Consider the following 11,614-nt stretch of genomic DNA (forward strand, 5'->3'; position numbering starts at 1 on the left):
TTCGCCTGAATCAGCCGCGTGCCGCGCGACAAAACGCCGTCATCCTGTCGGCGTCCTTTACGCCCGGCGCGCTCTCGACGCCAGAGGAGACATCGACCTGGGTCGCCCCGGTCAGGCGCACCGCCTCGGCCACGTTATCGGCATTGAGCCCGCCAGCCAGCATCCACGGCACGGACCAGCGGCGTCCGGCGATCAGGCGCCAGTCGAAGCTCAGACCGTTGCCGCCCGGCAGCGGTGCATCCTTCGGCGCCTTCGCGTCGATCAGAAGCTGGTCGGCGGCGCGCGCATGTTCGTCCAGCCGCGACAGGTCGTCCTCGTGGGCGATGCCCACCGCCTTCATCACCGGCAGGCCGAACCGCTCGCGCACCGCCGCGACCCGTTCGGGAGTTTCCGAGCCGTGAAGCTGCAGCATGTCCAGCGGCACCTCGGCCAGGATCTCGTCGAGCCGCGCGTCGTCGGCATCTACCGTCAGGCCCACCTTGGCGATGCCGACCGGCACCGAGGTGGCCATGAAGGCGGCGTCGTTCAGCGCGAGGTTGCGCGGCGACTTCTCGAAGAAGACGAACCCCAGGTACGACGCCCCCGCAAGGATGGCGGCGGGAATGTCCGGGGTCTCGGTGATCCCGCAGATCTTGATACGCGTCTCGGTCAGCATCCCGCTGACTTAATGCGGGGTCGAGCCATCCTCAAGCAGCGCCAGGACATCGTCCCGGCGCCGGGATTCCCCCGGCTGCTTCAGGCGGTTCACCTCGCGCTTGAGTTCGACGTTCTCGCGGTGCTCGCGGCGGGCCAGCGCGCGATGCTTGTGCTCGCGGAACCATTCCCACACGAAGCCGATGAGCAGGCCCGCGATGATGCCGCCGACGATGACTACGAACAGCGGCAGGGAGATTTCCCACGACCAGCCCAGAAAGCCGGACATGCTTTCCGGCAGGACACGAAGCGTCACCAGCCCGCGGTTTGCCAGCGCAACCGTGATCAGCACGATCGCAATGATGGCCAGGAAGGCATAACGGAGATAACGCATGGGGTCTTATTCCTCGTTCAGGCGGTCGCGAAGGAGTTTCCCCGTCTTGAAGAACGGAACGTGCTTCTCGTCAACCTGAACCGCTTCTCCGGTGCGGGGATTGCGCCCCAGGCGCGGGTCGCGTTTCTTGACCGAAAAGGCGCCGAAGCCGCGCAGCTCGACACGGTCGCCGCGCGCCATGGCCGAGATGATCTCTTCGAAGATCGTGTTCACGATCCGCTCGACATCGCGTTGGTAGAGATGGGGGTTCTCTTCGGAGATCTTCTGGATCAGTTCCGACCGGATCATGCGACGGCACCCCCTTAAAACGTTCTCACACGGCCGTCGTCCCGGCCGCTTGAAACAGGATACTATCGTGTTTTTTCCCAAAGAGCGAGGCACTTAGACGGCGTGCAGGGCGGGAAACCGCCATGCGGGCGCCCCGATGGGCCGGGATTGGGCACCGGTCCGCGCATTGCCGCACCGCCGCACGCACGCAGCGACACGCCGGTCGGGGTCGATTCGCGGCCCCGCGCCCATGAAAAAGCCCCCGCAGCGGATGCCGCGGGGGCCGGATGGCAAAGGCGCAGCTTTACGCGTGGGGCTTATTCCTCGCCCTTCAGCGCCGCGCCAAGGATGTCGCCGAGCGACGCACCGGAGTCGGACGAGCCATACTGTTGGACGGCTTCCTTCTCTTCGGCGATCTCGCGCGCCTTGATCGACAGGCCCAGGCGACGGGTCTTCTGGTCGACGTTGGTGACGCGCACGTCGAGCTTGTCACCCACCTGGAAGCGCTCGGGGCGCTGTTCGGCACGGTCGCGCGACAGGTCCGAGCGGCGGATGAAGGACTTGGCGCCCTCGTAATCCACCTCGATGCCGCCGTCCTCGATCGCCGTCACCTCGACGGTGATGATCGAGCCGCGCTTCACGCCGCCAACGGCCTCGGTGAAGCTGTCGTCCAGCGCCTTGATCGAGAGCGAGATACGCTCCTTCTCGACGTCGACCTCGGTCACGACCGCCTGCACGACGTCGCCCTTGCGGAAGTCCTGGATCGCTTCCTCGCCGCGGCGGTCCCAGCTGATGTCGCTGAGGTGGACCATGCCGTCGATGTCGTGGTCGAGACCGATGAACAGACCGAACTCGGTGATGTTCTTGACCTCGCCCTCGACGGGCGTGCCCGCGGGATGGGATTCGGCGAACTGCTCCCAAGGGTTGCGCATGGTCTGCTTGAGGCCGAGCGACACGCGACGCTTCGCGGTGTCGATCTCGAGCACCATGACCTCGACCTCCTGGCTGGTCGACACGATCTTGCCCGGATGAACGTTCTTCTTGGTCCAGCTCATCTCGCTGACGTGGACCAGACCCTCGACGCCCGGCTCCAGCTCGACGAACGCGCCGTAGTCGGTGATGTTGGTCACGCGGCCGGTGTGCACGCTCTCGATCGGGAACTTCTGCTCGACCGTATCCCACGGGTCGGCCTGCAGCTGCTTCATGCCGAGGCTGATGCGGTGGGTCTCCTTGTTGATCTTGATGACCTGGACCTTGACGGTCTCACCGATCGACAGGATCTCCGAGGGGTGGTTCACGCGGCGCCACGCCATGTCGGTGACGTGCAGCAGGCCGTCCACACCGCCGAGGTCGACGAACGCACCGTATTCGGTGATGTTCTTGACGACGCCGTCGACCGCCTGGCCTTCGCTGAGATTCGCGATGACCTCGGCGCGCTGTTCGGCGCGGCTCTCTTCCAGGATCGCACGGCGCGAGACGACGATGTTGCCGCGGCGGCGGTCCATCTTGAGGATCTGGAACGGCTGCTTGAGGCCCATGAGCGGACCGGCGTCGCGCACGGGGCGCACGTCGACCTGGGAGCCGGGCAGGAACGCAACGGCGCCGCCGAGATCGACGGTGAAGCCGCCCTTGACGCGGCCGAAGATCGCGCCCTCGACGCGGTTCTCGTCGGCATAGGCCTTCTCGAGGCGGTCCCACGCCTCTTCGCGGCGGGCCATCTCACGGCTGATGACGGCTTCGCCCTTGGCGTTCTCGACCTGCCGAAGATAGACCTCGACCTCGTCGCCGGGCTGCAGCTCGGGCGTCTCGCCGGGATTGGAGAATTCCTTGAGATCGACGCGGCCTTCCATCTTGTAGCCGACGTCGATGATGGCCTGGCCCGCCTCTACGTTGAGGACCCGGCCTTTTACGACAGTGCCTTCCTGCGGCGTGTCGATTTCGAAGCTTTCGTTCAGGAGGGCTTCGAACTCCTCCATGGATGCGTTCGCGGACATATAGGTGTCGTTTCCTTTTTCGTCGCTATACTGGCCGGGCGGTTGTGTCCGCCGGTCTTGGGTTGGTCATTCGGGACGGCTGAGATGCAAAGCAATCAGGGCCGGAATTCACCGACCCTGCTCAAGTCTCTGCTTCACGACTGTAACCGCCGCTTCGACGGCTGCCTCTATACCGAGATCCGTCGTGTCGAGCAAGTGTGCATCTTCGGCGGGCTTCAGCGGGGCAGAGGCCCGCGCAGAGTCGCGCCGGTCGCGATCCTTGAGATCGGCCAGCACCTCGTCGAACGTCGTCTCGACGCCGCTCGCGATCAGTTCGTCAAAGCGCCGTTGCGCCCGCACCGGGTCCGAGGCGGTGACGAACAGCTTCACCTCGGCCTCGGGGCAGATCACCGTGCCGATGTCGCGCCCGTCCAGAACCGCGCCGCCATAGCGCCGCGCGAAGGCCCGCTGGAAATCCAGCAGCGCCTTGCGGACCTCGGGGATCGCGGCGACCTGGCTGGCGGCGCGGGCGGCCTCGGCGCTGCGCAGCCCGTCGCGTTCGAGATCCTCGGCCGTCAGCGCCTCGGCCGCCTCGACCGCTTCCAGCCCGTCGAGCATCCGCCGTCCGGTGGCACGGTAGAGCAGGCCCGTATCGAGATGGGCAAAGCCGAAATGCGCCGCGACGGCCTTGGAGATGGTCCCTTTGCCCGCCGCAGCCGGCCCGTCGATCGCAACAGTGAATCCCATGTCGTTACCCTCGTCCGGCGCTGCAGAGGCGGCACCGTGCCCGCCCCGCGCGCCCGGCGCAACCCGTCTCAGCCCTCCCCGCGGTGCAGCGCGGCGCCCAGCCCGGTCATCAGCGGCTCGAAGATCGGGAACGACGTGGCGATCGGGCCCGCATCATCCACTGTCACCGGCTGCCGTGCGGCCATGCCGAGACAGAGGAACGACATGGCGATCCGGTGATCGAGCCGGGCCGCGACGGTCGCGCCGCCGGGCACGCCCCCGGCTCCGCGGCCGGTCACGCGCCACCAGTCGGCGCCGTCCTCGACGGTGACGCCGCAGGCGCGCAACCCCTCGGCCATCGCGTCGATCCGGTCGCTCTCTTTCACGCGCAGCTCGGCGACGCCGCGCATCTCGGTCACGCCCTCGGCACAGGCCGCGACGACAGAGAGGATCGGGTATTCGTCGATCATGCTCGCGGCCCGCTCGGGCGGCACCTCGATGCCCCGGAGATCGGGGGAATAGCGGGCGCGCAGGTCCGCCACCGGCTCGCCGCCCTCTTCGCGGGGGTTCACGTAGTCCAGCTGAGCGCCCATCTCGCGCAGCGTCTCGTAGAGCCCCGCGCGCGTCGGGTTCAGGCCGATATTCGGCACCATCACGTCCGATCCCGGCACGATCAGCGCGGCACAGACCGGAAAAGCGGCAGAGGACGGGTCGCGTGGCACGGTGATCGTCTGCGCGGCAAGCTCCGGCCGGCCGACCAGCGTGATCTCGCGGCCCTCTTCGGTGTCGCGCACACGCACCTCGGCGCCGAAGCCCGCCAGCATCCGCTCGGTATGATCGCGCGTCGCCTCGCACTCGGTCACCACCGTCTCGCCCGGCGCGTTGAGCCCGGCCAGCAGCACGGCCGACTTGATCTGCGCCGAGGCGACGGGCGTGGCATAGCGCACCGGAACGGGATCGGCGGCGCCGGTCAGCGTGAGCGGCAGGCGACCACCGGAGCGACCGGCGGATTGCGCCCCGAACAGCGCCAACGGATCGGTGATGCGTCCCATAGGCCGGCTGCGCAGCGAGGCGTCGCCGGTGAAGGTGGCCGAGACAGGGCTGGTGGCCATCGCCCCCATGATCAGGCGCACGCCGGTGCCTGAGTTTCCGCAATCGATCACGTCGTCCGGTTCCGCAAAGCCGCCGACGCCGACACCGTGCACCGACCAGGCGCCCTCGCCCGTCTGGGCGACCTCGGCCCCGAAGGCGCGCATCGCCTTGGCGGTGTCCAGGACGTCCTGGCCTTCGAGCAGGCCGGTGATACGCGTCTCGCCCACCGACAGCGCGCCCAGGATCAGCGCACGATGACTGATCGACTTGTCGCCGGGCACCTCTGCGGTGCCCGACAGGCCTTTTCCGGGATGTGCGGTCATCGGTGTGGGGGTGCCGTGGCCGGACATTGTATCCCTTTCCGCCGTCAGAAAAATGCCGGCGGATACTAGCCGTGCGCCGTCGCGGCGCAAGCGGCAATCCGATCCCGTCTCAGAGAACCGAGACGATCGGAAGCAGGAAGAAGACGAACACTAGCAAGGGCAGGAATCGTCTGAGTTGCGTCGACATGTGACACCTGGATCAAAAAGGGTTTTGGCAGCAATGACACGAGCTTGCACCGTGTTCTTGCGGCGCGCCAGTCTGGAAAACGTGACCGGCGCCGCCTTGGGCACCCTTTCGCCTATTTGGCAGGCTCAGATCCGACGGAACGTAAGATAATGCGGCACCCTGCCCTCGCGCAGCGCCTTCTGTTCATAGCGAGTGGACAGCCAGTCGTCCCAGGGATGCCGCCAGTCGTCCGGGCCCTCGGCCAGCCACCGGAATCCGTGGCGCGGCACCTGTTCGAGGGTCTGTCGGACATAGTCGGGAATGTCGGTCGCCACGCGCAGCTCGGCGCCGGGCCGCAGCACGCGGCTCAGCGGTTCGAGGTGCTCGGGCGTCACGAAGCGGCGGCGGTGGTGCTTCTTCTTGGGCCACGGATCGGGATAGAGCAGGAACGCCCGGTCGATCGAGCCCTCGGGCAGGACGTCGAACAGGTCCCGCACATCGCCCGGATGGATCGCCACGTTGCCCACGTCGGCCTTGCGGATCTTGGACAGCAGCATCGCGACGCCGTTGATGTAGGGCTCGCACCCGATGATGCCGGCGTCGGGATTGGCCGCCGCCTGGTGCACCATGTGCTCGCCCCCGCCAAAGCCGATCTCGAGCCAGACGGGCTTTCCGCCGAACAGCGCGTGCAGGTCCAGCGGTGTCCGCGCGGGGTTCTCGTCCCAGTCCACGGGCCCCGGAGACAGATCCAGAAGCTCGGTGTCCAGCGCCTCCTTCTGGCCGGGCCGCAGCCCCTTGCCCTTGCGCCGTCCGTAGAAGTTGCGCCACGGCGCGCCGTCGTTGTGTCTGCCCTCGGTCATGGAGGCGGGACATGCCGCCCGACGCGCCGGGGGTCAAGCGCCCTCATGCGCGGCGGCGCACCAGCGCCAGCCCGCCCGCCGCCAGCAGGAGCAGCGCGATGAGCGGCCAATCCCCGCTGCGGGCGTAGGGCGTGGGCGGCAGCGGCTGCGGCAGGCGCACGTCGCGGTATCCGGCCTCTCCCAGCGGGATTTGGTCGGACACCGCGCCGGTGGCGTCGATTACGGCGGAAATGCCGGTATTCGCCACCCGCAGCATCGGCAGCCCCTGCTCGGCCGCACGGAAGCGCGCCTGCGCCAAGTGCTGCTGCGGGCCGGCAAAGGTGCCGAACCACGCGTCGTTCGTCAGTTGCAGCATCCAGTCCGCCCGGCGCGGCGCCCCCGCGACGTCGCGCGGAAAGATCGCCTCGTAGCAGATCAGCGGCAGCACGTCGCCGAGCCCGCCGCCGAGGTCCAGGACCTGCGGGCCCGGCCCCGGCGAGAAGCCGAACCCGTCATCGGCGGCAAAGCTCGGCAGGCCGATCCAGCTGCCGAGCGAACCGAGCGGCACGTATTCTCCGAACGGGACGAGGTGATGCTTGTCGTACCGCGCCGTGATCCGCCCCGACGGACCCAGGACGAACGCGCTGTTGAAATAGCGCCGCCCGTCGGTCCGCTGCGCACCGAGGATGACCGGCCGGTCGCCGGCCGCCTCGGCGATACGCTCGAAGGCGGGATGCCCGGCCTCGGCGAGATACGGGATCGCCGTCTCGGGCCAGATCACAAGCTCGGGGTTCCCCGGCTGTGCGGTGAAGTCCAGCTGCCGCCGGAAGAAGACCGGCGCGCGCTCTCGGTCCCATTTCTCATCCTGCGGCGCGTTGGGCTGCACGAGACGGATCAGCGGGGCGTCGGCGGCGGGCTGAGGCGGCACCGGTGCGACCAGGCGGCTTAATCCCACCGGCGCGGTCCATGCGGCGGCCAGTGCGACGGCGCCGGCACCCGCGGCGACAGCCGGCGACGGCGCGCGGTTGACCGCGGCATGAACGATCGCGGCCAGCACCAGCGTCATCAGCGTCACGCCGAACGGCCCGATCCACCCGGCCAGCGGCAGGGCGCCGCTGTCGCTCCAGACATAGCCGGGCATCGCCCAGGGAAAACCGGTCAGCACCTTGGCCCTTGCGACCTCGGCCAGCGTCATGGCCACGACCCACGCCGCCGAAAGACGCCAGCCCCCGCGTGCCAGCGCCCGCGCGGCGGCAAAGGCGGCCGTCCAGAACAGGGCGAAACCGGTGGCCGAAAAGAACAGCCCGAACGGCGCCATCCAGCCGTGGCGCTGCACGTCCACCAGGAAGGGCTCGACGATCCAGTGCAGGGTGGTGGCGAAATAGCCGGTCCCGATGGCGAACCCGACCCACGCCGCCCGGCGCACGGTGCCCGCCCGGTGCAGAAGCCCGAGCGCCACCGCGAAGGCCGCGATGGCCAAGGGGATCAACCCGAACGGCGCCTGCCCCAGCCCGGCGACCGCCCCGCACGCGATGGCGACCGCGAAGCGCGCTCCCGCCAGTCGGCGTGCCGGCCGCACAGCGGCCGTGTCACTCATCCGCGGGCTTCGGCAACCGCACCCGGACGCGCTTGATCCGGCGCGGATCGGCGTCGACGATCTCGAACTCGGCGCCCGAGGGATGCGGGATCACCTCGCCGCGGGCAGGAAGACGTCCCGTCAGCATGACGACGGCCCCGCCGAGCGTGTCGATCTCTTCCTCGTCCTCGGCATCCACCAGGCGAAGGCCGATCTCGGTCTCGAACTCTTCCAGCGGGGTCCGCGCCGACGCCAGGTAGCAGCCGGGGCTTTCCTCGGTGAAGTGCTTGTCCTCGTCGGTATCGTGCTCGTCCTCGATCTCGCCCACGACCTGCTCGATCAGGTCCTCGATCGTGACCAGCCCGTCGACACCGCCGTATTCGTCGATCACCAGCGCCATGTGCATACGGTCGTTCTGCATCTTCTGCATCAGAACACCGATCGGCATCGACGGCGGGGCGTAGATCAGCGGGCGCAGCATCGTCGGAAGATCGAGCTCGGCAGTATGGCCGTTGAAGCCATGCTGCAGGGCGAAATCCTTGAGGTGCACCATCCCGATCGGGTGGTCGAGGGATTCGCGATACACCGGCAGGCGGGTCAGACCGCTGTCACGGAATACCTGGACGAGTTCATCCCGCTCGATCTCTTCGGGCACCGAGACAATCTCGATCCGGGGGATCGCGACGTCCTCGACCCGCATGTTGCGCAGATTGGCCAGGCCGGGCATCCCCGAGGCCGCGGCATCGCGCCCGTTTGTAAAGATCAACGGCTGGCTGGGATCGTTCGGCGAAAACGCTTCGAATATGCGACCGAAGAAGCCGCGATTTTGCGAAGGGTCGTCGCTACTCTCGTCCTCGACGTCATCGGTTCCACGGGACACGCCCGCTTCGGCGTCGGTCATTGCACCTTTCCATCAGTTTCGCGCCCGCACGGGCACATCATTTCGAATATGGGTCCGGAAGGCCGAGGGTGGCAAGTACCTCGACCTCCAATCTTTCCATGAGATCGGCATCCGCATCGGTTTCGTGGTCATATCCGAGCAGATGGAGCATCGCGTGCACGAGAAGATGTCTAACGTGATCCGCCACCGGCATACAAACGGCGTCCGCCTCGGCAAGGCAGGTGTCGTACGAGATCGCGATATCGCCCAGCTCCGGATCGCCATCTTGCTCGGGCGGCTCGGGCACGGCGCCGGCGGTCTCGGGCGCGCGCTCTTCCGACGGCCACGACAGCACGTTGGTGGCCTTTCCCTTGCCCCGGAACGTCTCGTTGAGCGACGCGATGCGGGCGTCGTCGCAGCCCAGCACGCTGATCTCCCACGCGCCCGGCAGGTCCAGATGCGCGAATGCCGCCGCCGCCGCCTCGCAGGCAAGCGCCGGCAGGTCGATACCCTCCCAGCGCTCGTCCTCGATCACGCAGTCGACGAAGGGCGCGTCGGACACTGGATCAGGACTGGTTCGAATCATATGCCTCGATGATTTTGGCGACGAGCGGATGGCGGACCACGTCACGAGCCGTGAAGTAGTTGAACGAGATCGCGTCGATCCCGCGCAGCAGCCGTTCCGCGTCGGACAGACCGCTCTGCATCCCGCGCGGCAGGTCGACCTGGCTGCGGTCGCCGGTGACGACCATGCGGCTGCCCTCGCCTAAGCGCGTCAGGAACATCTTCATCTGCATCGCGCTGGCGTTCTGCGCCTCGTCGAGCACGACGAACGCGTTCGACAGTGTCCGCCCCCGCATGAAGGCGAGCGGCGCGATCTCGATCTTCTTTTCCTCCATCAGCTTGCCGAGCTGCTTGCCGGGAAGGAAATCATGCAGCGAGTCGTAGAGCGGCTGCATGTAGGGATCGACTTTCTCCTTCATGTCACCGGGCAGGAAGCCCAGCCGCTCGCCCGCCTCGACGGCGGGGCGCGACAGGAGGATCTTCTCGACCTGCCCCGACAGGAACATCGACACGCCCACAGCCACCGCGAGATAGGTCTTGCCGGTCCCCGCCGGGCCGATGCCGAAGGCCATCTCGTTGCGGAAGAGCGACTGGACATAGGCCTTCTGCGCCTCGGTCCGCGGCTCGACCGGCTTCTTGCGGGTCTTGATCTCGATGCGTCCGCCCTGGAACAGTTCCATCTGGTCCCCGTCGCGCAGGCCCGTGTTGTCCGGTGCGCCGCCCATCCGAATCTCGCCGTCGATATCGCCGGATTCGACGTCCCGGCCGGATTCCAGCCTTGCATAGAGTTGCTGAAGCACGCTGGCGGCCTGCGCGCGGCTCGCCTCGTCCCCGATCACCGCCAACAGGTTGCCCCGACGGATGATCTGCACGGCCAGCTGATGTTCGATCTGGGCCAGGTTGCGATCGAATTCTCCACATAGGTCGATCAGCAAGCGGTTGTCGGGAAATTCCAGAAGGGTCTCGTGGACCTCATCCGAAGGGGTCGCGGGAGTCAGAGCGCTTATGCCCAAGAAATGCTCCTTGCCAGAGTGCCTGATACAAGATCGTGCCAACTCGCCCCGAGGCGCGCAAGCGTTTGCTGCGCCACGTCACCGAATTATCACGTGCCTTGCCCCCTAAAGAGAAGGGCCGGCCCGGTGGTTCCGGCCGGCCCGTCAATGTCTCGTGCGGAACGGTCCTACATCGGGTCCGCGACGGGCGATCCGCTGTGATACGGCCCCACGACGGTATTCGGCGCGCCGGCGCCCGAACAGACCGGCTTGCCGTCGCGGTCGAGGCGAACGCCCTGATACCCCTCGATCCCGTCGTCGATGCGCCAGTGGTCGCAGCCGTTCGGATCGATCCAGATGCCGCCCTTGAGCTGGCTGAGGTCCTTGGAATCGAGGCCCCGGTCGATGGACTGGTCGACCTTGGTGCCGTCGCAGGCCGCGAGAGCGCCCGCAAGCGCCAGTGCGGCGCCGAACTTGATGAGTGTCATGGCAGGCTCCTCAGCGCGCGCAGATGATTTCGACGCGGCGGTTCTGCTGCATCCCGGCCGCGGTCTGATTCGTGGCGCGCGGCTGCCGTTCGCCGTAGCCCCGGACATCGGTGATCCGAGCCCCGACGGACCGTCCGATCTCGGCCACCGCCGCCGCCCGCGCATGGGACAGGCGCATGTTGTAGGCATCGCTCGCCCGACTGTCGGTGTGGCCCACCACGACATACGAGGCCGACCCGTCCTGACGGAAGAATTGCTGCAGACGCCGGCGCCCCTCCGCTCCCACGCGGGCGCTGTCGGTGGCGAACAGTTGGTCGCCCTCCATCACCGCGCAGGTGTCGAGTTGCCGGCAGACCGGCTTGCCGTCGCGGGTGAGATGCGGACTCATGTAGCCCTCCCAGCCGTCGTCCGCGACCCAGTACTCGCACCCGTCGGGCGATACCCAAATACCTGGAATGGCGGTCTCCTGCGCTGTCGCCGAACCTGCGAGGACCGAAAACGCGGCGGCAGCGGCGCCGCCGCTCAGCATGGCCCGCACCGCCTGCGAAATCCTGCGTATCACTGCCTGCTCCTTACGACTCTCCACAAAACGCCTCTCGGCGGGGCGGGGAGTGTCGGCCGGTCCCTGAATTGACAACGAACGGCCGAAAAAGGCGGGCCGGCCGGAAACAATCCCGACCGGTCCGTCACGTTGTTCGGAA

General features: G+C 67.5%; 13 protein-coding genes. All 13 read right to left on the bottom strand.

Annotation, left to right across the window (positions count from 1 at the left end; all coding sequences use genetic code 11):
- Positions 1 to 10: 10 nt before the first annotated feature.
- Positions 11 to 655, bottom strand: coding sequence for a phosphoribosylanthranilate isomerase (locus BMZ25_RS08975; RefSeq protein WP_092692273.1), 645 nt, complete (start codon positions 653 to 655; stop codon positions 11 to 13).
- 9 nt (positions 656 to 664) lie between these two features.
- Positions 665 to 1,027: a LapA family protein gene (locus BMZ25_RS08980; RefSeq protein ID WP_092692279.1), complete on the bottom strand. Its 363-nt coding sequence runs from the start codon at positions 1,025 to 1,027 to the stop codon at positions 665 to 667.
- A gap of 6 nt (positions 1,028 to 1,033) precedes the next feature.
- Positions 1,034 to 1,315 (bottom strand): integration host factor subunit beta, encoded by a 282-nt coding sequence (gene ihfB, locus BMZ25_RS08985; protein ID WP_092692285.1) that lies wholly within the window; start codon positions 1,313 to 1,315, stop codon positions 1,034 to 1,036.
- A gap of 296 nt (positions 1,316 to 1,611) precedes the next feature.
- On the bottom strand, positions 1,612 to 3,288 hold the full coding sequence (gene rpsA / locus BMZ25_RS08990) for a 30S ribosomal protein S1 (RefSeq protein WP_092692290.1): 1,677 nt from the start codon (positions 3,286 to 3,288) through the stop codon (positions 1,612 to 1,614).
- A gap of 108 nt (positions 3,289 to 3,396) precedes the next feature.
- Positions 3,397 to 4,014, bottom strand: coding sequence for a (d)CMP kinase (locus BMZ25_RS08995; protein ID WP_092692293.1), 618 nt, complete (start codon positions 4,012 to 4,014; stop codon positions 3,397 to 3,399).
- Positions 4,015 to 4,082: 68 nt separating this feature from the next.
- Positions 4,083 to 5,435, bottom strand: coding sequence for a 3-phosphoshikimate 1-carboxyvinyltransferase (aroA, locus tag BMZ25_RS09000; RefSeq protein ID WP_092692298.1), 1,353 nt, complete (start codon positions 5,433 to 5,435; stop codon positions 4,083 to 4,085).
- A 285-nt stretch (positions 5,436 to 5,720) separates the two neighbouring features.
- Positions 5,721 to 6,434, bottom strand: a complete 714-nt coding sequence (gene trmB / locus BMZ25_RS09005) for a tRNA (guanine(46)-N(7))-methyltransferase TrmB (protein WP_092692302.1) — start codon at positions 6,432 to 6,434, stop codon at positions 5,721 to 5,723.
- Positions 6,435 to 6,477: 43 nt separating this feature from the next.
- Complete coding sequence (lnt, locus tag BMZ25_RS09010; protein ID WP_092692308.1) at positions 6,478 to 8,010, bottom strand: apolipoprotein N-acyltransferase; 1,533 nt, start codon at positions 8,008 to 8,010, stop codon at positions 6,478 to 6,480.
- Positions 8,003 to 8,890 carry a hemolysin family protein gene (locus BMZ25_RS09015; RefSeq protein WP_092692311.1) on the bottom strand — a complete coding sequence of 296 codons (888 nt, stop codon included), beginning with the start codon at positions 8,888 to 8,890 and terminating at the stop codon, positions 8,003 to 8,005. The genes lnt and BMZ25_RS09015 overlap by 8 nt, the downstream gene beginning before the upstream one ends.
- 37 nt (positions 8,891 to 8,927) lie before the next feature.
- Positions 8,928 to 9,431 carry an rRNA maturation RNase YbeY gene (gene ybeY / locus BMZ25_RS09020; protein ID WP_408033430.1) on the bottom strand — a complete coding sequence of 168 codons (504 nt, stop codon included), beginning with the start codon at positions 9,429 to 9,431 and terminating at the stop codon, positions 8,928 to 8,930.
- A 4-nt stretch (positions 9,432 to 9,435) separates the two neighbouring features.
- Positions 9,436 to 10,446 carry a PhoH family protein gene (locus BMZ25_RS09025; protein ID WP_177190427.1) on the bottom strand — a complete coding sequence of 337 codons (1,011 nt, stop codon included), beginning with the start codon at positions 10,444 to 10,446 and terminating at the stop codon, positions 9,436 to 9,438.
- 167 nt (positions 10,447 to 10,613) lie between these two features.
- Entirely contained in the window at positions 10,614 to 10,913 is a 300-nt protein-coding gene (locus BMZ25_RS09030; RefSeq protein ID WP_092692320.1) for a hypothetical protein, read from the bottom strand.
- Positions 10,914 to 10,923: 10 nt separating this feature from the next.
- A complete protein-coding gene (locus BMZ25_RS21350) occupies positions 10,924 to 11,475 on the bottom strand; it encodes an OmpA family protein (protein WP_328586844.1) in 552 nt (183 codons plus the stop codon).
- Positions 11,476 to 11,614: the final 139 nt, after the last annotated feature.

It is taken from the genome of Tranquillimonas rosea (genome assembly GCF_900111315.1).
Lineage (GTDB): Bacteria > Pseudomonadota > Alphaproteobacteria > Rhodobacterales > Rhodobacteraceae > Tranquillimonas > Tranquillimonas rosea.

Bases quoted from the DNA above. Each gene is read 5' to 3' on its own strand.
- rpsA (WP_092692290.1), bottom strand. From the start codon at position 3,288: ATGTCCGCGAACGCATCCATGGAGGAGTTCGAAGCCCTCCTGAACGAA.
- BMZ25_RS09030 (WP_092692320.1), bottom strand. From the start codon at position 10,913: ATGACACTCATCAAGTTCGGCGCCGCACTGGCGCTTGCGGGCGCTCTC.
- ihfB (WP_092692285.1), bottom strand. From the start codon at position 1,315: ATGATCCGGTCGGAACTGATCCAGAAGATCTCCGAAGAGAACCCCCAT.
- trmB (WP_092692302.1), bottom strand. From the start codon at position 6,434: ATGACCGAGGGCAGACACAACGACGGCGCGCCGTGGCGCAACTTCTAC.
- lnt (WP_092692308.1), bottom strand. From the start codon at position 8,010: ATGAGTGACACGGCCGCTGTGCGGCCGGCACGCCGACTGGCGGGAGCG.
- BMZ25_RS08980 (WP_092692279.1), bottom strand. From the start codon at position 1,027: ATGCGTTATCTCCGTTATGCCTTCCTGGCCATCATTGCGATCGTGCTG.
- BMZ25_RS08995 (WP_092692293.1), bottom strand. From the start codon at position 4,014: ATGGGATTCACTGTTGCGATCGACGGGCCGGCTGCGGCGGGCAAAGGG.
- BMZ25_RS09015 (WP_092692311.1), bottom strand. From the start codon at position 8,890: ATGACCGACGCCGAAGCGGGCGTGTCCCGTGGAACCGATGACGTCGAG.
- aroA (WP_092692298.1), bottom strand. From the start codon at position 5,435: ATGTCCGGCCACGGCACCCCCACACCGATGACCGCACATCCCGGAAAA.
- BMZ25_RS08975 (WP_092692273.1), bottom strand. From the start codon at position 655: ATGCTGACCGAGACGCGTATCAAGATCTGCGGGATCACCGAGACCCCG.